Origin of the sequence: Verrucomicrobium sp. BvORR106, assembly GCF_000739655.1 — a bacterium.
Taxonomy (GTDB): domain Bacteria; phylum Verrucomicrobiota; class Verrucomicrobiia; order Verrucomicrobiales; family Verrucomicrobiaceae; genus Verrucomicrobium.
In genome coordinates this window covers 38,898-61,089 of record NZ_BATR01000052.1, presented here as the reverse complement: position 1 = coordinate 61,089, position 22,192 = coordinate 38,898, and the positions used below count along the sequence as shown (strand labels likewise).

Here is a 22,192-nt window from a genome sequence, read left to right as displayed (position 1 = left end):
GTCAGCCATCGGGCTGCCTGCGGCCTCGCTGGCCTGGTGACGGAACATTCTGCTCATCGGCGCTCAACACCGACCGTAGCTGAAGCGCCTGCGGTGTGGTTCTCGCGGTGTGACTCCGCCTACCCAGCGCCCTGCTCCCGCCCGTTCGAGCGCTCACCTTGGCCCCTTGATCCTCTTCCCAGCCACATCACCATATACCGGGAAATTTGTGTCTCCTCACGTCGTCAACTACAGGGGCGCTGGGAGGGTGGTGATCAATGACCAGGGGGTGGTCGTAAAGGCGTCAGCCATCGGGCTGCCTGCGGCGTGATCTCGCGGTGCGACTTCGCCCCCCCCTACTTCGGCAGCTTCATCGGCTTCCCCACGGCGGCGTTGCAGACGGCGCATTCCTCCAGGCCCACATAGGCGGGAGCAGCCTCGGCAACGCCAAAGTCCGGACCGTGCTCTTTGCGCTGGAAGGACTCCAGGGCCTTCATGCCCTCCTTGCGCTTCTCCTCCAGCTTCACCAGCAGGCTGGATCGCTCTTCATCCGTCAGGCGCAGCTTCTTCATCCGTGCCGCCATCCATCCGTTCACAAGTTCATTGATGGCCCGCAGCCGTTGCACCGGGTCCTCGTCACGCAGCATCTCCTTTGACTGCTCGTCCAGCCCCCGGCCGAACGTGGAGGTCGCCAGTTTCACGCCATAAAAGCGATCAGGCCGTGCCTGATAAGCCTGCAGCGCCCAGATGGTGGCATTGCAGACCGGGCATGCGTAGATGAAGTGGAAGTAGCTCTGCCCTTCCTTCTTCATCAAGATCTGGGCCACATCCTCCCCAGACAGACCCGTTTCATAGGCGCCTTCCAGCACACTGAAGAAGATGAACTGCGTGGTCTCATCCAGCATCTTCTCTGCGGGACTTTCGGCATGTGCCCGAACCGGTGCGAAAGCGATGGCAAACAGGCAGAGCAAGATCGGTAACAAGCCATTCATGCCGCCATCCTAGTCCTCCCGCCCGAGATCGGGAATCCGTAAATTGTAAGGAGATTGTCTGCCCTGTGGCGGAAAAACGAAGACGCTCCAGATGTTGCCACCTGGAGCGTCCGAAACTGAAACTGTGGGGAGGTCCTTGGCGATGCCTGATCAGTCCGCCTGACCCCAGACCCGCGGGTTCTTGAAGCCCTTGGGGGCCGGGCCGCTCTTGGGTGCGACGGCTTCTGCAGCGAGCTTGTCATAGCGGGCGCGCAGTTCCTGCACCTTCTCCGGGTTGGCCTCGGCGACGTTGTTCTTCTCACTCACATCGCTGGCCAGGTTGAAGAGCTCCACGCCCTTGCCGGGCTGTTCGCGCCCCTTCTTGCCCTTGGCGGCGTCGCCCGGGCCGTCTTCGTCATCGCGGTTCGCACCGCCAACCACGAGCTTCCAGTCGCCGGAGCGGATGGCGCCGCCGTTGGGCGTGGTGTTGATGAGGATGGCGTCATGAGGTGACGCCGCCCCTTCCGTGACGGAGGCCCAGACATCCTTGCCATCCAGCGGCAGAGGTTGTTTCAAAGGCGCTCCGGCGAGGCCAAGCAGGGTCGGGAACCAGTCGGCGATGTGGATGGGGGCCTGCACGGAGGTGCCGGGTTTGATCTTGCCCGGCCAGGTGGCGAAGGCGCAGACGCGCACGCCGCCCTCATACACGGTGCCCTTGCCTGCGCGCAGGGGACCGTTGCTGGTGAGCTGCTTCGGATTCGGCCCGCCGTTGTCGCTGGAGAAGATGAAGAGCGTGTTTTCCACGAGCTTCTCATCCCGCACGGCCTGCACGATCTTGCCCAACGCCGTGTCCAGCGCGGTGATCATGCCGGCATAGGTCTTGCGTTTGCCCTCGAACTGCGTGTAGGGCGCCTCATACTCGGCCGGCACCTGGTGCGGGGAGTGCACGCCGTTGAAGGGCACATAGAGGAAGAGCGGACGGGACTTGTCGCGCTCGCGAACGCGGCGGGCGGCTTCTTTGCCGACGAGCTCGGTGGAGTAGCCTTCGTCGTGATTCTCCTGGTCATTGCGATGCCAGTCGAACCCGCCATCCCGGATGTGCGTGAAGTAATCCAGCGCGCCGTTGTAGTGGCCGTACTGGTGATCAAAGCCCCGCTTGGTGGGCAGATAGGCGGGCTGGAAATGACCGAGATGCCATTTCCCGGTGATGGCCGTTTCATAGCCCACTTCTTTCAACGCCTGCGGCAGGGTTCGCTCCTCCAACGGGAGACCGTACTCCGCCCAGGGACGCACCACGCCGGTCTGGAAGCCGTAGCGGAAGGGATAGCGCCCGGTCAGCAACGCGGCGCGGGTGGGAGAGCACACGGGCTGAACGTAGAACTGGTCCAGCGTGGCTCCGCTGCGGGCCAGCTCATCCAGATGCGGGGTCTTGATCTCACTGCCGCGCCAGCCCACATCATGGGAGCCCAGGTCATCGGCGAGGATGAAGACGATATTGGGGCGAGGAGCCTCAGCGGCAGAGACCTCGCTGGCGGCAATGGCCAGCAACAACAGGGAAGCGATGCGTTGGATCATATGGCGTATCTGGGGGTGGGAGGAAGATGAGGGCGTGCGTGGAAACGAAGCGGGAGCAGACTTCTTCACACAGAGTGAGCCTCCCGGGCACGACGGCGGCGCAGCGCCAGCATGGACAAGGCGGCAACCAGCAGCACCCCGCGCGAGGGCTCAGGGGCGAGCGTGACGAACACGATGCCCTGGCTGGAGAACAGGCTGGTGTCCCACGCCAAGGAGCTGTCGGAGAGCTGCGGCAGCACAAAGGTGGGTGTGGCCGAGGAAAACGCGGCGAGCCCGTTCCAGTCCACGAGGTTAAACACATCCCCCGCGGCAAAGGTGGCCCCGTCCACGAGCGTGATGACGATGGACTTGGTCCCGCTGGTGGTGGCGGCGTAGGTGCCGGTTATTTCCAAGTGATCATGCTGGAAGCCGGACTGATTGACCGGGGCTGACAGCTCAGCCGCGTGGTCGGTGGCCAGTCCTGACAAGGCTGTGGCATAGCCAACTGATGTGGAATCTGCCAGAGCCGCTACATGCACGGTGGCGGCCTGCACCTGGAAGGTGAGCGTGCCGCTCTCAAAGAACACATCGCCATTCACCCAGAGCGTGCCCAGCTTGCCCCCGGCGTCGAAGGAGGTCTCTGCTCCGGCGAGCACGGAGTCTCCCGGCCGCACTTCCCCACCCTGCAGGGTAAGCCCCGTCTTGATGACCCCGGTGCCGCTGATCACGCCCCCGGTCGTGACGGTGGTGCGCCCTGTGCCGGTGGTGCCCGCGGTGAGCGCCTGGCTCAGGCTGCTGCCAGAGCCCCCGGAACCGACCTGGAGCACGCCCTGCTGCACGGTGGTGGTGCCGAGGTAGGTGTTCTGCCCGGTGAGCCTCCAGGTGGCCGTGCCGGTCTTCACCACGTTCACGGTGGCCTGCACGGCGAGGTTGTCGGAAATTACTCCACTGACCTGATTCTGCACGGAGGCAGCCGCAGCGCCGCCCAGGGTCAGCGTCTTGGTGCCCGTCTGGGAGATGGTCACGGCCCCCGACCAGTCCAGCGCGCCTGTCTTGTCAGACTGCAACACCCCGCCGCCGGTTTCACCGTTCAGCAGCAGGCTGCGGTTCGAGGACACATCCTCCGTCCCCTCATAGCTGAAGGTGCCGGTCGTGGCGGCGTTCCCCAGCACGAGGGCATTCTCGTCACCGGAGGTGATGCCCAGGGCTTCGAGGTCGGTCACCACCAGCTTGCCGTCCCAGATCTCGGTGCGGCCCGTGTAGCCGTTGTCAGACAGGAGCTTCAAGGTGCCAGCGCCTGTCTTGGTCACGCGGGAGCCGCTTACAGTGCCATCGGTGATGGTGGAAGTTACTTCCAGGATGCTGGCAGCCTCCGTCGCGGCGCTGAGGGCCACGTCCACGGTCCGGCTGCCGTTAAGGGCCATGGTTCCGTTTTGAATCAGAGCCGCGGTATCTTTTCCATCGGCGAATGCGGCGATGTTGCCATTCAGATTCAGGAGATTACCCGCCCCCACATCCAGCACCGCCTTCACCGTCGTCCCCCCAAGGATCAATCCATTCATTCCATGCACCGCCCCCATGCCGGTGAAGCGCAGCGTGCCTTCAGTGACACGTGTGGTGCCCCCGTAGTTCAGGGCGTTGGTGGTGGAGGACAAGTTCAGAACTCCCGAGCCTGTCTTGATAAAGCGACCGCTCCCGCCTCCCCCGATCGCATTGGCAAAAGTGACTGTGAATGTCTGCGTATCGAAGATCGCATCGCCCAGGAACAAGGTGCTTCTTGTTGAGGCATCGAGCGTCTTCGCCGCATCCGCATACTTGAGTTTGCCGCCGTTGAAGACCAGCGAGCCGCCAACTCCCAAGGCATCCGCATGGCTGATCAGGATCGTGCCTTCATTGAAGTAGGTGCTGCCTGTGTAGGAATTGGCTGATTTCAGGTCGATCGTTCCCGCTCCGGCCTTCACCAACGAGACAGCACCGCCTGCTGCATTGTCGCCCACCACCGCGCTCACAATGAGGTTGGCCCCGGTGACCCGGACGAACAGTTCGGCCGCCGCCGTTGTATTTCCTGCGGTCAATTTGCCCGTGCCCGTGATGTTGCTGACGCTGGTACCGGTGCCATCCACCGTGCCGCCGGACTTGATCAAGCCGCCGCTGACTGTGGCCAGGGTATTGGTCCCCAGGTTCACATCAATGCCTGCGGCAAGGTTCAATGAGGCAACGTCATAGGAGGTGCTGAGCGTCTGATCGGCCGAGGGCTTGGCGTGGACGGCGGAGGTCCAGCCCGTGGCGGCGGTGGCAAGATAGTCTGTGCCGCTCATGGCGATGATGCCGGTGACGGTGACGTACTTTACGAACTCGTTCCCGCTCGTGGCCCAGCCCCCCAGGAAGCCGTCGGCGAGCCCGCTGGTGAAGACCACTTTGTTGAGCGCGGTGCCCAGGCTGCCACCGGTGAAGTTCAAGGTGGCGCCAGCAGCGCGGGTACCGAAGCTGGCAAAGGTGACCGTGGAGGTATTGGCCGCATCCGCAGGCTGCGTGGTGAGCACACTTGCTCCTGCGGTGAGATTCAGAGTACCCAGGGATTCACTGTAGTTCACTCCCGCCGTGTTGTTGGAAGCATAGGTAAAGGTACCGCCAGCCAGGGTGATCACCGCGGCATCATTGACACGGTTGCCGCTGTTGTTGCTGGCATTGCCGTTGTTGATGCGGAAGGTGCCGCCCTGCTTCACCGTGATGGCGGTGGTGCCGCTGAGAGTGCCCCCAGTGCTCGAATTTCCGGTCTGGTTCACATAGAGGATGCCTTCCTCCACGATGGTCGCTCCCGTGTAGGCGTTGGCCCCTCCCAGGATCAGGGTCCCGCTGCCCTTTTTGGTCAACGCAAGCGCGCCGGTCGATCCGTTGTTGAGGTTGCCGGTGAAAGTGCCTCCGCCATTGATGGTGAGTGTGCTGGCAGTGGTGGCGTTGTTGTTGACCGTTCCGCCTCCATCCAACGACGCCACGGTCGCATTAAAGCCATTCAGTCGCAGCGTGCCGCCCAGCATGTTGAGCGAGTTGACTCCTGACTTGTTCAGCGCCTCGTTGCTCCTCAATTCCACGGTGCCGTTCATCACTGTCAATCCGCCGGTGAAAGTGTTGTTTCCTCCCAGCGCGAGGATCTTGGTGCCGCTGCCGGTGCCGTTGTAGAGCACACCGGAATCTCCGGCCAGCACGCTGTTGATGGTGGCGGTGATGTTGCTGTCACTCGCCACATGGACGATGCCCTGCGTGTAGGATGCCAGATCCACCACACCCGCAGTGAAGGTTCCGTTGGCCGTGAAGAGCAGCCCGCCGCTGTCAATGCCCAGGGTCACTGCCGCGCCCAGAGTGACCGCTCCCGTGTTACTGTTCGTCCATGAGTTCACGCGCACCGAGCTGGAGAGGGTCACGGCACCGCCGGATTTCACGGCATTGACCCCGGCTGTCAGGGAGTTGGCAGCGACCACCGTGTACTCGCTGGAGTTCAGCAGACGCAGGCCGTTCGTGGAGTCATAGGTGAGGAATCCGGTGCCCGTGCCCGTGGTGGAGACATCCCCCACCAGCCAGGGCAGAATAGCGCCCGCAGTGCCAAAAAGGGCGAGCGGTTCGCTGACATAAACTCTCACGGCACCCGCCGTTCCCGCACTCTGGCCCAGGCCGTCTGCGCGGATCAGTCCCAGCGCGCTCCCGCTCCGGGTGAGCGAGCCGAGTCTCAGCTCGTACTCATCCCCAGCACCTGCTTTGAGAGAGACAAAGGAACGAGCCTGCCCTGCCATCACCAATCCCCCGACGGTCTCCCCTTGCACCGTCTGCGTGGCGAAGTCGGAGCCGTTGAAGTTGAGATTGGCCACATCGTTGTTGCCTCCGGCCGTGAGGGTGATGATGGCCGCATCTCCCACGCGGTTCACCGCCACCGTGTCGGTATTGGACCCAAAGGTGAGCGTGGTGCCAGCCGCCACCGTCACGGCGGAGCTGGACGCGATGGAACCGCCGCCTGAAATCTGCAGCGTCCCGGCCGTCACGTTGGTGACCCCGGTGTAGGTGTTGCTGCCAGAGAGGAGGATCGTCCCTGCAGAAGTCTTGTTAATCCCGGAGGAAGCCGTGCCGTCTGCGATGACCGAGCGAATCTCCAGATCGATCAGCGCGGCGATGTTCTGCGCGGAGAGGTTGCGCGTGCCATTGAGCGTGATGGTCCCGCCCTGGATGAGCGCCGCGAGGGGCGTGTTGGCATTGAGGAAGTTGATCGCGCCCGCCAGATTGTAAACGGCGCCCGTGCCCAGGGCCACGGTGGAGGAGAGCCCTGCCACACCGCCCAGATTCAGCGTCGTCCCGCTGATGGACAGACCGTCGCCGATCACCAGGGTGCCAGAGCTGACCAGATACGGGCCGGAGGGAGCAGAGGCGTTGTTCAGATACAGCGTGCCTGCGCCAGTCTTGGCGAGTCCGGCCGTGCCAGAGAGGGCAACGTTGGAGATCAGCGTGGCCCCCGTCGCGACATTGATCTGCGCCTGCACTGCGCCAAAGCCCAAGGCTCCATCCGTGCCCTGCGCCAGCGTGAGCGTGCCGCCTTCCTCGAGGGTGATGCCAGAGAGGAGCAGCGCTCCGTTGACCGTCACCGTGTAGCTGCCGGTCGCATCTGAGCCTGCGGCAAAGACGGCGGTGTCGGTGCCGGTGTTGGCCCACACGCCGGGCAACGTGAGATCGCCTGTGGCAGTGGCATTCCAGTTCTGCGTGGTCAGGTCCCACACGCCAGTGGGCGTCGCGGAGCCGCTGCCTGCGACATCGCCGTTGAGATCCCAATACAAGGGGGCCGCGAAGGAACGGGACGTCCCTGCCAGCAACAGCGCCAGCAGCAGGGAGATGATGATGGGAGCTCCGGCACCGGCAGGTGAGCGTCGTGACGGAAAGACAGGGGATATAGGAAAGAACATTGATTTACTCGCAGAGGCAGGTTGGTCCTGGCACAGAGGCATGCAGGCTCATCCGCACCGCCCCTCAGTGGGGCAGGCGTTCACAGGTGGTTGATGAGATGAGTGGGGACGGTGGTTTGGCGCAGACCGTCAGCAGCAGTCTCTGCCCCGCGGTACCGGTGGTCGGATGTGGCGGGGTCTGTTGGAGTCAATCAAGAGCACGGACATGGGAACGGGGCCGTCACGAGACGGTGGAGACCTGACAGGCTTCCCAGGTGGGATCGGGCAGGAAAGTTTAAAACGTGAACCTTCCTTCGTGCGGATCGGCCAAATGCTCCGAGGCCGGATGCATTCACACTGGTTTAGTGTGGATTGAAAGTAACCATGGAGGGGAATTTGTCCAATGGAAATTTTTCGGGAGGGGGTTTGTCGACGGGGGGTTAAATTGACGCGAACGCGTAATTCGTCCCGTTCGTTGTGGGTCGATTTCGTTCTTTTCGTGCATTTCGTACTTCGTTCGGAGAAGTTCTGCTGCAGTCCCTGCGCCTCGCGGTGTTGGAGCGCCCCTTGGGCACTTGCTCACACTCCGCGGGCACCCATCGCATACCGGGAAGCTAGTGCCTGCCAAGGAACCTGAGGAGCTGACGTGGAGGTGTTGAAGGTGGTGGGTAGGAAGCAGACGCTGTCGGCCTTCCCACCTGATCATCCTCTGCGGATGCTACCCAAGGTTGACTCGCTTAAGGCTCGTCCAACCATTGGGCTGTGTTACAGATCCCATACTGGGATCAACTTCGGTCTGAGTCGGGCATCTCGAGGTGGTTCCTTGGCGGCCCCCCAAAACGCGCGCGATTGGTCCGTTCTCCTCACGTCGACAACTACGACCGGCATCGACAGCCAAATGTCAGAGGGCTTCTTCAAAGACCTTCTGGATCCGCACACACCCTGACGGCGCACGCCCCCAGTCTCACCCACTGGTGATTGATCACCTGCCATCCAGCGCCCCTGTAGTTGTCGACGTAAGGAGGCACTAGCCGAAGCGTCTGCAAGGTCCTCCGTGCTTTCTCGGCGACAAAATGCGATAACTCCCCTGCTCCTCCGTGTGACAGGCCGTCCCACACCGTCCCCTCCGCTCCCAACCCGACGGGGACCGTCGGACTACTCCCGCGGCGTCGCTTCAGGCGTAGTCCGGTTGTCCCAACCGGCTCAGTCGCCGCAGAGGCGCACGTCCAAATCACCAATCTCCTTCGCCGCGGATGCCTCGGGGCTCGTGTCGCGCCGCTTCGTCGATTTCGTGCATTTCGTGCATTTCGTACTCCGTTCGGGGAATATCCGCTGCCGCCTCGCCTCACGGCGTTGGAGCACACTGGGCGCGAAAGGCTCAGACCGCCACAACTCCTCCGGAGTAGAAACCTCCAACACCCATACCCAACGTAGACTCGCTGGAAGCTCGTCAACGTTGGGCTTGTAGCCCGATCCTCTTCGAGGAAGAACTTCGACGGAGCGCGTGGAAGGCGTCAGTTCCATGGCGGCCACCCCAAAACGCGCGCGGTTGGGTAACCGCCAAGGAACCACCTGGAAGTGCCCACCTCAGTCCGAAGCTGATCCCCAGCGGGGATCTCTACCACAGCCCAATGGTTGAACGAGCCTTAGGCGAGTCAACCTTGGGTAACGCCGCAGAGGAGGATCAGGTGGGAAGGCCGCCTGCATCCGCTTCCTCCCCATCGCCATCAACACCTCCGTGACAGACGGCTGCGATGTCATACGCTGACTGACGTTCGCGGCAAGATACCGCGAACAGCACGCAAGGATGCGAGCGCTCCCCAAGACCGCCCCCCGTTCCCACCGTGACGGGGCTGGACTCACACTGGCCTCCACCAGAAGCTGTCCAGTTGAAGCAACTCAACTGGACAGCTTCTCTCCAATTCGTCTCTCTAAGAGAGAGAGAGAAGAGAGAGTCAGGGGGAACGCGTGCGTTTTTCCCCTATGGTTTTTTTCTCCATAGCACATCACAATGCAACATTTCAAACCTCTTCACTGGCCAGCCTGCAGAGCTTGCTCAGGCCGGGGCGAGTTGGTCGCCCCGCCGCCTCCGCCAATCATTGAACGCAGTACGAAATGCACGAAATCGACAGGCCATCCCACGCGCTGAATTTCTCCGAACGAAGTACGAAAAGAACGAATTGCACGAAATCGACGCATTGCCCCCACGTTGCCCCACCCAAAACAGCCTCTTCCCAGCTCACACGCTTCCGTGTTACGCTACCCGTTCCTCGCCCTGGCAACATCTCGCCAGGGTGCCGCTCTCAGTATCCCGCGTCTTTTCACCCGCCATGAAGACCTCACGCCGCGCCATCCTCCTTCTCACCCTGTGTGCCGCCGCATCCTCCATCCAGGCCCAGAACCCCCAGAAGCTGCGCGATGAGGTGCAAGCCTCCATCGCCCGCGGGGTAGCTTTCCTCAAGTCCCAACAGAACACTGAGGGCGGCTACTGGACCACGCCGCAGGAGCCCGCCTTGAGCGCGCTGGTGCTGGCGGGGATCGTGCAAGATCCCGCCGTGGCCGGGAAGCCCTCCGCAGGCCCTGAGGTCGACAAAGGCTACGCCTTCCTGCTCAAGAACGTACAGCCCGACGGCGGCATCTACGCGAAGGGCCGCGCCAACTACAACACCTCCATCTCCCTGATGGCGCTGGTCCTGCGCAACCGTCCTGAGGACGAGGAAACCATCCGCAAGGCCCGCAAGTTCGTGGCCGGGCAGCAGAACGACTACGATGCCAAGGGCAGTGCGGACAACACGTTCGACGGCGGGTTTGGCTACGGCCCCTCCAAGCCCGGCTCTCCGGCCCACGCGGACCTTTCCAACACCCAGTTCGCCCTGGAATCGCTCTACCTCTCCAAGAAGCTCCTGGAGGACACCGGCAAACCCGTGGACAAGCAGGATGACCTGAACTGGGGCGCAGCGGTGAAGTTCATCGAGCGCTGCCAGAACCGCCCGGAATCCAACGACCAGAAATGGGCGGGAGAAGACAAGAAGAACCTCGGTGCCTTCACCTACGAACCCGGCGAACCTCGTGGAGCCAAAGACGGCAAAGGCGGACCCGTGGCCATGCGCTACTACGGCAGCATCAGCTACGCGGGCATGCTCAGCTTCATCTACGCCGGCCTCACGCCAGAGGACCCACGCGTGCAAGGGGCGCTCCAGTGGCTGGGGGAAAACTATTCCGTGGAGGAGAACCCCGGCATGGGCTCAGAAGGGTTGTTCTACTACTACCACACCATGGCCAAGGCCCTGGCCACGGCGGGGCTGGACCAAATCAAGACCAAGTCCGGCAACGTGGACTGGCGCACCGGCCTGGCCAGCCATCTAATCAAGCTGCAGGATGCCAACGGTTCATGGAAAAACACCGCCTCCAGCCGCTGGATGGAGGGCGATCCCGTGCTGGTGACCGCCTACACCGTCCTGGCCCTGGAGCACGTACACCGGGCGCTGAAGTGAGGTGCGCTAGGTGATCCGATGCGATGCGACCACCTACCGCTTCGGCGGTCATCAGGCGTCACACTTCGCCTTTCACCGTAGCGGATGGCCTACCGCTCCGCGGTAGCAGGCGGTTGGCCGTTTTCCATGGGTTGCACTCGCTCCGCTCGCTTCACCCATGGCTACGCATGGCGAACCCTCCGGGTTCAAAGAAGCAGGTGGCCTTGCATCACATCGCCATCATCCGGCCTCAGACTACGATTCCAGGAAACTAGAGCGTTTAGGAGAGCATCAGCCCGTGTTCTAAACGTACCGCATCGGCGACTACAAGTGTCTGACCACCGCCCATACGAGCACCCTGACGCCAAAGGCGTCATACAAAGTAGCCCAGGGTCAGGCGAGGCACGAGCCGCCACCCTGGGTACGCGGGCATGAGACCGGAACTCCGAAGTGAGTTCTACAAACCGTGACCATCCGCCGGTTCAACACCATGACGCCACCAGACCCAAGGAGCGGCGGTTTGTGCTTGCACAACCGCCGGTGGTTGCCGGAGGAGAAGAGCTTCCAAGCAAGTAGATAGCGGGCAAAAACACATCAAGCGGTGGGCATTCGGCGGTCAACCACTCCGCTCACCCTCGGCGGTTGCGCAAGCGCAAACCGCCGCTCCTTGAGGGGACGCAAAGCCCCACCCTCCGGGTTCAGGAAACACACCCGCCTCCTCTCAGCCCCCAGCCCGTCAACCCGGCTGGTTGAGGAACACCTCCTGCTTCGAGGAGCGCAGGTGGATGGTCTTCGCCTCCAGGTCGTGGTGGGTCTCAATGAACCGCACGGTGTGGTTCTTCGCCCGCATGAGCACGCTGTGCGTGGTGGCCGTGTGGCCCTGCACGCGTACGCCGCGGAGCAGCGGGCTGTCGCTGATGCCGGTGGCGCAGAAGATGATCTCATCGGCAAAGGCCAGATCACGAGAGCGGAAGACCTCGTCCAACCGATGGCCCCAGCCTGCGTCGATGAGAGACTGTTTCTCCCGGTCATTGGCAGGCCAGATCTTGCCCTGCATGCCGCCGCCCAGGCAGCGCAGCGCCGCGGCCGCGAGCACGCCTTCCGGAGCGCCACCGATGCCGCAGTACAGGTCAATGCCGGAACCCGGCAGCGCTGGGGCCAAGCAGGCCGTAATGTCGCCATCTGCGATCATGCGCAGAGAGGCGCCCATGCTCCGGATATCTTCCACCAGATCGTGGTTCCTCGGCCGGTCCAGCACCATCACCGTCACGTCGCGCACGGATTTGCCGAGCAGCTTTGCCACCACGGGAATGACCTCCTTGATCGGCGCATCCACGCTGATGGGCAGAGAAGGATCTGCCATCCACGCACGGCGCACCACCTGGGGATAGGCCAGCTTCCGCATGTAAAACGCCGGGATATCCAGCAGGTGCGCTTCTTCGCCGTCGTCCACCTTCACCGCCGCGATGCAGGAGATGGAGTTGGGCATGCCCTTGCTGCAGTTGGTGGTGCCGTCCACGGGGTCCAGTGCCACGTGGAACTTGGGCGTGCCCGCCAGCCAGGTGCCGACCTTTTCGCCTTTGAAGATGCCGGGAGCCTCGTCCTTGATGCCCTCACCGATCACCACCTCGCCGCGGATGTTCATGAGGTCGAACATCCCGCGAATGGCGTCGCACGCGGCTTCATCTGCAGCTTCCTTGTTCCCCTTCCCCACCCATTTCATCACGTTGAGGGAGGCCACTTCCGTGGCGCGGAGGAAGTCTAGCTGGATCAGGCGCTCGATATCGCGGTTGGACGTCAGTTCAGTCATCATTTTGCCTAGTTGTATCGCCATGCGACCTTTGTGCATTAAAATTTAATGCCCATTTGCAGGCCCAGTACGAAAGCATCACCGATTTGTCCGGTTCCGCCAGGTCGGACGATGTACTGCACTCCCGACTGTACATAAGCGAACTTGGTGAGTTCATACCGGTACGCCGCTTCCAGCACGATCTCATGCTTGGGCCGGCCGTCGCCGCGGGCCTCCACCACATCCGCGTAGTCATCGCTGAACTTGCCGTAGGCAAAGCCCAGGATCGTCGCGTCCCGGTCGCGCCCGGGGATGAGCCCGCGATACACCGCGCCCACATTCACCTGGAACGGCACAATGGCGATGTCCTCATTCGGGTCATGCGTCACCGCGCTCCAGAGCACCAGTCCCTGATCACTGCCCGCCGCTTCGCGATACACCATCTGGTCCCCGTGGATGTAGAAACCGTACGAGTCCCCCACCTTTTCCCCGGTGCGGAACTGGGTGTACCCTTCCCAAGGCGAGTAGTACGCGCCGAACCAGTAGTGCCCGGGCAGCCCTGTCTCCTTGTCGCCGCCGAAGGTGGGCGTCCACCCGAGCTGCGTGATCATCCACACGCCGTCGCCAGATTCTACGCCGAAGTCCAGGCCATGCAGGTCGCGGTCAAACACATCGTCCTGCGCCTGGAAAATACCGAACTGGAGGTTCGATTCCGGCGTGGGGTCGAACCGCACGCGCGCGCCCCAGGTGGCGAAGGGATAGGCGGAGAACTGCGTGTTGAACAACACTGCGCGCAGGTTCCCATCGAACGCATTGCTCATGTAGTACCCGTAGAGTGAGGACGTGTTGAAATCGTCCGAGGCGCTGAAGCGGCCGATCTTCAGCGAAGCGCGGTCATCCGCCCACTTCTGCTCAAAGAGCACCTGGTAGAGGAAGATCGTCTGCCCTCCCACCACCTGCATGGAGTCGTACTGGCTGCCCACGTAGTTGGCCGTGATGCTGTCGCCCGAGCGGTTGATGCCGCTCACGAGAAAGCTGGCCCCGTCCCAACCCCAGATCTTTTCCAGGTCAAAAAGAAGCCCCAGATACGCGTTGTCCGCATACTCAGACCCTTGGTCAAAACCTCCCGAGACATTGCCCGCGAAGTTGTTCACGTAATACGCGTCCACCGTGAGGCCCCAGGCAGCGAGGTCAGTACGCAGACCGCCCCAGTCACCGGTGAAGTAATCGCCATCCACCCAGCGGGTGGACGAGGGCTCGGTGGGAGAGACGGCAGCGGCCGGAGCTCCCGCCAGGAGCGCCGATGCAGGCAGGGCAGCGATGGCTGCGACCAGGAGTGAGAGAGACGTGGGTTTCATATTCAGTAGAGGCAGTTGTGGATGTGTGTGGATGTCTTTGGTCTGAGTTGGGGAAAACCGGTTGGGGCAGGATTCAGGCGCGAAATCTCCCGCCACGGCAGACCGCCGTGTTTGCTTTGCTTGGAGCGATGTGGGGTTGGGTGGGATGTGCCTCCGTCTTGAGGATGCGGAGGACGTGGATTGACTTAGGTGATGGTCACGCTGGCGAGCAGCGCATCGAAATTCACTTCAGAGGGAAGGCCCGGTTCAGGGCGGGAAAGCACATCCATGGAGCACGCGGTGGCAAGGCGGGCCACCTCTGGCAGCGGCAAGCCGAGCAGCAGACCGGAGACCGTGCCCGCCACCATCGCATCCCCCGCTCCCACCGTGCTGCGCACCTCCATGTGCGGCGGACAGGCGGTGACGACAGCGTCAGCCGTGACAAACACCGCGCCCTTCGCGCCCATGGACACGACCACCAGGCTCACGCCCACCTGCACCAGCTCCCGGGCCGCAGCCACCACCTCGTCATGCGAGTCTAGAGAACGGCCCAGCATGGCGCCCAGTTCGTCCGCATTGGGCTTGATGGCATCTGGACACGCGGCCAGGGCTTCTTGCAAAGGAGCGCCGCTCGTGTCCAGCATGATACGACCGCCCCGCCCGTGAATGGTCTGCACCAGCCGGAAGTACTCCTTGGAATCGAGCCCCGCAGGCAGGCTCCCCGCCAGCACGTACCAAGGGGCCGCCAGCGTCTCGATGCGTTCGCGCAAGGCCGCGACGTCGTCACGCGAAGGAGCCAGACCGGGGAAGTTGATGTCCGTGGTCTGGCGTTTCACGGGGTCCAGGATCTTGATTCCCACCCGCGTGGAACCCGGCAGCCGGACAAAGGCGTCCTCGATGCTCTTCTGCGCAAAGAGGTCCTCGAAAGGGCCGCTGTTTTCCCGGCCGAGCAAGCCCGTGGCCACCACGCGGTGGCCCAGGTCCGCCAGGGAGGAGGCGACGTTGACTCCTTTACCCCCGGGATTGTCTCGCACATGCTCCACCCGGTTCACCTCCCCCGCGGTGAACTGCGGGATGGTGATGGTCCGGTCGATCGCCGGGTTCAGGGTGACGGTGATGATGTCCGCTGGATTCATGAAATAATGTAGGGTTGCTCCCGTGGATTGCACTCAGCCTGCGACGAGGGCCCGCACCTCCGTGGCGCTGGCACAGGCCAGGGCGCGCCGGGCCAATTTCTGCGCCGCTGGCAGGGAGAGCTCCCGCAGACGCGCCTTCACCGCCGCCACGCTGGGCACGGACATGCTCAGCTCGGTCACGCCCAGCCCCGTGAGGATGGCCGCCCCCAGAGGATCACCGGCCACCCCACCACACACGCCCACCCACTTGCCACACTTCTGCGCGGCTTTTACGGTGAGGTCCACCATGCGCAGCACGGCCGGGTGCAGGCCGTCCACCTGCTTCGCCAGTGCAGGGTGCATGCGGTCCATGGCCAGGACATACTGGGTGAGGTCGTTGGTGCCGAGGGAGAAGAAGTCCGTCTCCCGCGCCAGTTCATGCGCCATCATCACGGCCGAGGGCACCTCGATCATGATGCCGATCTCCACCGGCGCGACGCCCAGCTCCTGGCGCACCTGTTCGGCCATCTCCCGCGCCGCACGCAGATCCTCCAGCGTGGCGATCATGGGGAACATGATCTTCACCGGCCCATGCACCGAGGCCCGGTAGATGGCGCGCAGTTGCGGGATGAAGAGCTCCGGCTTGCGCAGACAGAGCCGGATGCCCCGCACGCCCAGGAAGGGGTTTTCCTCCTCCGGCAGTGGCAGGTAGGGCAACACTTTGTCACCACCAATGTCCAGCGTGCGAATGATGAGCGGCAGTCCGTTGAGTGCCTCGATCATCGTCCGATACGCCTCATACTGCTCCTCTTCAGAAGGCGGAGCCTCACGGTCCAGGAAGAAGAACTCCGTGCGCAGCAGGCCCACGCCCTCCGCCCCGGCTTCCACCGCCGCCGCCGCTTCAGGCACCTTGCCAATGTTGGCCACCACCTCCACGCGATGCCCGTCCGTCAGTATCGCGGGTTGATAACGGGCCGCCGCCTCGTCTTCACGGCGAGAGTGCAGATCCTGCTGGTACTGGCGGGCGGACTCGATGTCCTGCGCACTGGGTTCGATGTACAACTGCCCCGTCGCCCCGTCCAGGATACAGAGGATGCCGTTGGTCTGCTCCAGCACGGCCTGTCCTGCGCCGACCACCGCCGGGATGTCCAGCGAGCGGGCGATGATGGCCGTGTGCGAAGTCGGCCCACCGGAGGCAGTACACAGGCCCAGCACTCTGCTGGGGTCCAGCTTGGCCGTATCGGAAGGTGTAAGATCATCCGCCACCAGGATCACCGGCTCTCCTTCCGGCAGAGAGGTCTCGTGATCCGCCCCGGCAAGCAGGCGCAACACGCGCTGCCCCACATCATGCAGATCCACCGAGCGGGCCGCGATGCGCTCGTCCGCGATCTGGCGCATCTCTGCCACGCGGTTCTCAATACTGTGCTGCCAGGACCACGCCGCACTGCGGCCGGAGTCGATGCGCACCTGCACCTCGTGAAGGAGGTCCTCATCATCCAGCAGCGCTTGATGCGCCTTGAAGATGGCCGCCTTGGACTTGCCACAGCGCGCCATCACGGCGTCGTGGATCTCGTCGAGCTGGAGGCGGGCTGCATCCAGCGCACCGCACAGTGAGCGCTTTTCCGTCTCCAGATTCTGCGCCGAGTCGCTGAAGAACAACCGGGTCGGCTGGAAGATGTGCAAACGCCCGATCGCCAGGCCCGGCGAAGCCGAGACTCCGGTGATGGCCCGTCCGTAGGAATGCGCCGTCCAGGCCTCCATCGCCCCAGCCGCAGGGACCAACTCGGCCTCTTCCTCGTCACCCAGGCCTGCGGCCACCGCTTCCGCCAGCGCCTTGAGCGCGGCAGTAGCATCCGCCCCTGCAGCCTGGATGCGCACGCTGGCACCTCCGGGCACGCCCAGCTTCAGCAGCGACGCCATGGCCTTGCCGTTGGCGGTTTTTTCCCCGAACTTCACCGCGATGTCCGAGGCAAACCGGGAAGCCACCTCGACGAAGAACGTGGCGGGCCGGGCATGCAGGCCCGCACTGCAGGCCATGATGACCTCCACCTCCTGCGCCCCCGCGAGATCCGTCGCACTCCCGCCTCCCTCCTGCCGGCGGGACAGCGCGGCGATGATGTCCTGCGGGTTCGAGGTATGCGCGAGGCGGTTCGCCGCCCCGGCATCATCCAGCACATCCGTCAGCGCCGCCAGGATGCCCAAGTGCTCGTCGGACTTCGCCGCGATGCCCACGATCAGCCGCACCGTCTGCCCGTCGCTCCAGGTCACGCCGTCCGGCACCTGTACCACAGAGATGGCGGTGCGATGGATCAGCTCCCGGTCCTGCGGCATGCCGTGCGGAATGGCGATGCCGTGGCTCAGGTAGGTGTTCGCCTGGCGCTCGCGGCCCATCATGCTGTCCACATAGCCCGGGGCGATGGCCCCGCAGTCCACCAGCACCTGACCGGCGGCCCGGATGGCCTCCTCTTTGGTTCGGGCACTGGCCTGCAGGCGGATGTTTTGCGGCGCGAGGGTGATCATGGCGTGCGTAGGTTCGGTGAGGACGGTGGTTCCGGCCGGTGGTTTCGGGAAAGAACGGGAGCTCATGCAGACACAACAGGACGTTTGAGGAAGAACAGGGCGGTGGTGGTGACGGCGGTGCCGGCCACGATGGCGATGAGGTAGGGCACGAGATTGGTCACTGCCCCCGGGATCATCGCGGCGAAGATCCCGCCGTGCGGCACCAGGAGCTGCACATTGCTGGCCATGGAGATGGCCCCCGCCACCGCAGATCCCAGCACCAGGGCCGGGATGACGCGAAGGGGATCCTTGGCCGCGAAGGGGATGGCCCCCTCCGTGATGAAGGAAAAGCCCAGCACCAGGGCCGGTGTGCCCGCCGTGCGTTCCTCGGCATCAAACCGGTTCTTGAAGAGAAAACACGCCAGCGCCAGACCCAGCGGCGGTGTCATGCCCGCGGCCATCGTCGCCGCCATGGGCGTGTACACCTTGCTCGCCAGCAGCCCCACAGAGAACGTGTAGGCCGCCTTGTTGATGGGGCCGCCCATGTCGAAGGCCATCATCGCACCGAGGATGATGCCCAGCAGCGCCGCATTCGTCCCGCGCATGCTGTTGAGCCACTCCGTCATCGCGTTGAGCGCCCCCTGAACCGGCGGAGCGATCACAAAGATCATGAGCAGACCCACGATGATGGTCGAGAGGAAGGGGAGAATCAGCACGGGCTTCAGGCCCTCCAGCGTGTTGGGCAGCTTGATCTTCTCCGCCAGGAAGCGCGTGAGATAACCGGCCAGGAAACCGGAGACGATACCACCCAGGAAACCCGCGCCCAGATTCTGCGCCAGCAGTCCGCCCACCATGCCGGGGGCAATGCCAGGCCGGTCGGCGATGGAGTACGCGATGAAGCCCGAGAGCACCGCGACAAAGAGACTGAAGGCCGCACCCCCGCCGATCTGGCTCAATGCCGCCGCCAGCGTGCCTTTTTGATCGCCCGCGTAAATGCCTCCGAAAGCAAACGCAAGCGCGATGGCGAGACCTCCCGCAATCACGATGGGTAGCATATAGGAAACTCCCGTCATCAAGTGCTTGTAGGGGCCGGTGCGGGACTTGGAGCGCTCCGCCTTCGCCTGCTCCATCGCACTCACCAGATCGCCTCCGGTGCTGGCGGGTTGTTTCAGCGCCGTCTCGATGACCTCCTTGCCCTTGTGCATCGCATGCTTGGTGCCCGTCATGTAGAGCGGTTTCCCGGCGAAGCGGGAGGTGTCCACCTTGGCATCGGCGGCAATAACGACCGCATCCGCGGCGGCGATGTCTTCGGGCGTCAATTGATTCTTCGCCCCCACGGAGCCCTGTGTCTCCACCTTGATCTCATGTCCCAGGGCCTTGGCCGCCTTTTGCAGCGCCTCGGCCGCCATGAAGGTGTGGGCGATCCCCGTCGGGCAGGAGGTGATGCCGACGAGCTTCTTCCCGCCCGTCACCGCCGGGGCCGCGACAGCCGGGGCAGCGGCTTCAACGGACGGAGCGCTTTCCAAGCGAGCAGGCACAATGGCCATACTTCGCTCGATCACCTCGCGAGTATGACGGATGGCCTCGCTTGTGGAAGTCTCCAGCGTGGGCTTGCCAGCGAAACGACCCACATCGGCCCGCACGTCCGTCGCCAGGATCACCACGTCGGCCTCCGCAATCTCCGCTTCCGTGAGGGCGTCTCGCGTGCCTTGCGCTCCTTGGGTCTCCACCCGGATGGAGTGCCCGAGGATGGCAGCTGCCTTTTTCAACGCCTCCGCCGCCATGAAGGTATGGGCGACGCCAGTGGGACAGGATGTGAGTGCGGCAATTTTCATCGGCTATTTTCGTGAATTAACGAAAGTTTGCGAAAGTTTTCGAAAAATGTCGAGCCTAAATTTGCGAAAGTCGGCAGCTCACGGGGGATTTTTCTTGCGATTTCTTGTAAACGCCTTCGAATACTTGTGATGGGAACCCCTTCCAAAAATACCGCGAAAGCCTCCACCCCCGCGGCGGACACCACGCTGATGACCGCCCAGCGCCGCGGCCAGATCACAGCGCTAGTGCGCGAGGAAGGCGCGGTACGCGTCACGGAACTAGCCAAGCGCTTTGGCGTCTCCGAGGTCACCATCCGGACGGACCTCGATCACCTGGAGCGCGAAGGCAAACTGGTGCGGGATCGCGGGGGTGCGCTCCCCGTGGTGATGACTCGTACCGTCACCTCCCTGCCAGATTTGGATCACCGCATGAGCCTGCACATTGAGGTGAAGCGCCGCATTGCCGCTGCCGCAGCAAAGCGGATTCACGCCGGGCAGTCCCTGATCTTGGACGCTGGCACGACCGCCATCGAGATGATCCCCCATCTGGCGCAGTTGGAGGGGCTCACCATCGTCACCAATGCGTTGAACGTCGCCCTGGCCGCCACCGCTCACACCGCCGCCAATGTCATCCTGCTGGGAGGCACGGTGGGCAGGGATTCAGGAAGCACGCTGGGTTCGAGGACAGAAGAGATGCTCAAGGAGCTGCTGGTTGATCACCTCTTTCTGGGGGTGCAGGCGATGGACCTGCATCACGGCGTGACGGACACGAATCTGGACATCGCCCAGATCAAGCGCGCGATGATCCGCTCCGCCCGGCGCGTCACCCTGCTGGGAGACTCCAGCAAGTGGTCCACCTCCGGCATGGTGCGGGTGGCCCCGCTTAATTCCGCGCAACTCCTGATCACCGACCACGGCCTGCCCACCACGGCACGGCGGGAGATCGAGAGCCTCGGGATGGAGGTCGAGGTGGTGTAAGGCACCTTTGCGTTATCTCCTGAAGCTCCCGAAACCTCACTCTGCCTCCACCGCCAGGTCAAACCGCAGGCCGCTGGAGCCTTCACCCCGGCCGATCTGCTTGCGACGGGCCACCCAGAGATGCGTGGAGCCATCGCTGCCCCGGCAGCGGCACATCACACGAGAGACCTGCAATCCCTCGCGGGGCACTTCTTCTTCTCGAATGCGGTAGGCCACACTGCCGATGGCGGAGGGTTGCAGAATGCGCCCCGTCGGACGGATGGGCTGCGGATTTTCGCCCTGCGTGAGCAGGGCCCCGAGCTCGAGGGCAATGTCGCCTTCCTGCGGATCGATCGCCACCGGAATGAGCGGCAGCCAGTTCTGCGGCACCCGGGTTTGCAGTTGATATCGCAACGGCGTATCGACCGGTCCGCTCGTCAGCGGAGGGGGCAGGGCCAGATCCCTCTCATGCCCCGGCCACGCACGGCCCAGGCCATTTTCCGCCGTATGTTCCACCGCCCACGCCATGTTCGCCATCTCATCCCGCAGAAATCTCACCTCCTCCAGCACTAACCCTTGTTGAACGGCTGGCCCCACATTGGGGCTCAGGGTGAAGAACCCAGCCAGCCCTGTGGGTGCCGCCTCCACCGTGGTGGAGTAGAGCGTCCATCGCTGCCCCGCCGGTCCGGGTGATGCATCCGCGCGCTCGATCCTCGTGGTGCCGCCGAAAACGTCATGCACCACCAGCGAGTCCACCCGGGTGAGAGTGCCCGTCTCCTGCTCAACCGGGACCAGGAACCAGTCGTTTCCTTGAACGAGCATGAAGTCCATCACCACGAGCCGGGCGAGGTCCCGCTTGTCTGGCGTGATGCCGCCAAAGTCCACCTGACCGTTTTCGAAATCCCACCAGCGATGATTAGGCATGCCGCGAAACTGAACGCGCCCCGGGATGACGGTGAGGCTCTTCGCCTCCACCGGCGGCGGTGCCGGAGCGGAGGGGGGCGGACTCTCCCCAGCCACCTCCAGCGACTGCCAGCCAAAGTCCGCATTGCTGCCCGGCCGGGCTTTCAAGGCGATGCTCTCACCCGAGGGCGCACCGGCCACTAGGGTCACCCTGTACTCCAACCGCGCGGGATCCCAGATGCCGGGGTCCGTGGTGTCAAACACCCCCCAGACCTCCCGCACCCACTCCGCCAGCCGGTCCAGCGCGTCCCTCACGGGCCCCTGCTGAGTCGGATCCACCACCGGCTCCGGGGGCAGTCCGGGAAAGGCCACGGTTGCCGCCCGGTTCAAGGAAATGCCATCCAGCGCCCGACCCGTCATGACCTGCCGGAACCTCAGCGTATCATGATCCGGGTCTCCAGCGATCTCCTCCGGTTGCAGTGCCAGCAGCGGATAGGCACGGCGAAAGTCAGGCACCAGCTCCGGCACTCCGGCCTCCGTGAGGAGTTGCTCAAAGAGCTGGCCAACCTCCACCCGGGAGGCGTAGTCCGGCGTCAGCGCCTCTGCCTGCACCATCGGCTCCATGAGGTCGCCATTCTGGATCGGAGCCACCGAGCCGTCCCCCTGCACCCAGCCCGTCAGTTGACTCTGCGTGGTGGCCACCTGCACATACGCCGGGGCCGCCGCATCCTCCCCCTTGAACTCGCCAAACTGCCACTGCCGCGTCAGCATCCACAGCGGATCACGGATGCGGGCGGAGAGCGCAGAGGCGAAGTTGGCCGAGCGCGGCCTCACTTCGAGGCGGTTCCAGTAGGTGATGGATGGCATGAGGAAACAAAC

The 22,192-nt window shown here is 63.6% G+C and carries 11 protein-coding genes; 2 read left to right on the top strand and 9 right to left on the bottom strand.

All coding sequences use genetic code 11. From position 1 onward, the window contains the following. Positions 1 to 335: 335 nt before the first annotated feature. The 3 genes from BV106_RS08300 to BV106_RS08290 form a co-directional block, all read right to left on the bottom strand. Entirely contained in the window at positions 336 to 971 is a 636-nt protein-coding gene (locus BV106_RS08300; protein ID WP_038163263.1) for a hypothetical protein, read from the bottom strand. Between the two features lie 150 nt (positions 972 to 1,121). Continuing rightward, entirely contained in the window at positions 1,122 to 2,525 is a 1,404-nt protein-coding gene (locus BV106_RS08295; protein WP_038163260.1) for an arylsulfatase, read from the bottom strand. A gap of 65 nt (positions 2,526 to 2,590) precedes the next feature. After that, positions 2,591 to 7,447 (bottom strand): autotransporter-associated beta strand repeat-containing protein, encoded by a 4,857-nt coding sequence (locus BV106_RS08290; protein WP_038163257.1) that lies wholly within the window; start codon positions 7,445 to 7,447, stop codon positions 2,591 to 2,593. Between the two features lie 2,309 nt (positions 7,448 to 9,756). On the opposite strand from BV106_RS08290, the gene BV106_RS08285 reads away from it, so the two are divergent. Beyond that, positions 9,757 to 10,920 carry a prenyltransferase/squalene oxidase repeat-containing protein gene (locus BV106_RS08285; RefSeq protein ID WP_038163251.1) on the top strand — a complete coding sequence of 388 codons (1,164 nt, stop codon included), beginning with the start codon at positions 9,757 to 9,759 and terminating at the stop codon, positions 10,918 to 10,920. 715 nt (positions 10,921 to 11,635) lie between these two features. Here the strand turns inward: BV106_RS08285 and glpX are convergent. From glpX to BV106_RS08260, 5 genes are all read right to left on the bottom strand, one after another. Beyond that, entirely contained in the window at positions 11,636 to 12,712 is a 1,077-nt protein-coding gene (gene glpX / locus BV106_RS08280) for a class II fructose-bisphosphatase (protein WP_265595445.1), read from the bottom strand. Between the two features lie 35 nt (positions 12,713 to 12,747). After that, the gene (locus tag BV106_RS08275) at positions 12,748 to 14,046 is read right to left on the bottom strand and encodes a carbohydrate porin (RefSeq protein ID WP_051945410.1); all 1,299 of its coding nucleotides are present in this window, start codon (positions 14,044 to 14,046) and stop codon (positions 12,748 to 12,750) included. A gap of 185 nt (positions 14,047 to 14,231) precedes the next feature. Beyond that, positions 14,232 to 15,161: a 1-phosphofructokinase gene (pfkB, locus tag BV106_RS08270; protein WP_038163249.1), complete on the bottom strand. Its 930-nt coding sequence runs from the start codon at positions 15,159 to 15,161 to the stop codon at positions 14,232 to 14,234. Positions 15,162 to 15,194: 33 nt separating this feature from the next. Beyond that, complete coding sequence (ptsP, locus tag BV106_RS08265; RefSeq protein ID WP_265595444.1) at positions 15,195 to 17,726, bottom strand: phosphoenolpyruvate--protein phosphotransferase; 2,532 nt, start codon at positions 17,724 to 17,726, stop codon at positions 15,195 to 15,197. Continuing rightward, the gene (locus BV106_RS08260) at positions 17,723 to 19,474 is read right to left on the bottom strand and encodes a PTS fructose-like transporter subunit IIB (protein ID WP_038163246.1); all 1,752 of its coding nucleotides are present in this window, start codon (positions 19,472 to 19,474) and stop codon (positions 17,723 to 17,725) included. Before BV106_RS08260 ends, ptsP begins: the two co-directional genes overlap by 4 nt. Positions 19,475 to 19,603: 129 nt before the next feature. Between BV106_RS08260 and BV106_RS08255 the strand changes: the two genes are divergently transcribed. Further along, the gene (locus tag BV106_RS08255; RefSeq protein ID WP_265595443.1) at positions 19,604 to 20,431 is read left to right on the top strand and encodes a DeoR/GlpR family DNA-binding transcription regulator; all 828 of its coding nucleotides are present in this window, start codon (positions 19,604 to 19,606) and stop codon (positions 20,429 to 20,431) included. 36 nt (positions 20,432 to 20,467) lie between these two features. Here the strand turns inward: BV106_RS08255 and BV106_RS08250 are convergent, their stop codons facing one another. Next, complete coding sequence (locus BV106_RS08250) at positions 20,468 to 22,180, bottom strand: hypothetical protein (RefSeq protein WP_038163244.1); 1,713 nt, start codon at positions 22,178 to 22,180, stop codon at positions 20,468 to 20,470. Between the last annotated feature and the right edge of the window lie 12 nt (positions 22,181 to 22,192).

What these genes read in the sequence shown, in the direction of transcription:
- BV106_RS08295 (WP_038163260.1), bottom strand. Translation starts at nt 2,525, where the DNA reads ATGATCCAACGCATCGCTTCCCTGTTGTTGCTGGCCATTGCCGCCAGC.
- ptsP (WP_265595444.1), bottom strand. Translation starts at nt 17,726, where the DNA reads ATGAGCTCCCGTTCTTTCCCGAAACCACCGGCCGGAACCACCGTCCTC.
- BV106_RS08260 (WP_038163246.1), bottom strand. Translation starts at nt 19,474, where the DNA reads ATGAAAATTGCCGCACTCACATCCTGTCCCACTGGCGTCGCCCATACC.
- glpX (WP_265595445.1), bottom strand. Translation starts at nt 12,712, where the DNA reads ATGATGACTGAACTGACGTCCAACCGCGATATCGAGCGCCTGATCCAG.
- BV106_RS08285 (WP_038163251.1), top strand. Translation starts at nt 9,757, where the DNA reads ATGAAGACCTCACGCCGCGCCATCCTCCTTCTCACCCTGTGTGCCGCC.
- BV106_RS08300 (WP_038163263.1), bottom strand. Translation starts at nt 971, where the DNA reads ATGAATGGCTTGTTACCGATCTTGCTCTGCCTGTTTGCCATCGCTTTC.
- BV106_RS08255 (WP_265595443.1), top strand. Translation starts at nt 19,604, where the DNA reads ATGGGAACCCCTTCCAAAAATACCGCGAAAGCCTCCACCCCCGCGGCG.
- BV106_RS08290 (WP_038163257.1), bottom strand. Translation starts at nt 7,447, where the DNA reads ATGTTCTTTCCTATATCCCCTGTCTTTCCGTCACGACGCTCACCTGCC.
- BV106_RS08275 (WP_051945410.1), bottom strand. Translation starts at nt 14,046, where the DNA reads ATGAAACCCACGTCTCTCTCACTCCTGGTCGCAGCCATCGCTGCCCTG.
- BV106_RS08250 (WP_038163244.1), bottom strand. Translation starts at nt 22,180, where the DNA reads ATGCCATCCATCACCTACTGGAACCGCCTCGAAGTGAGGCCGCGCTCG.
- pfkB (WP_038163249.1), bottom strand. Translation starts at nt 15,161, where the DNA reads ATGAATCCAGCGGACATCATCACCGTCACCCTGAACCCGGCGATCGAC.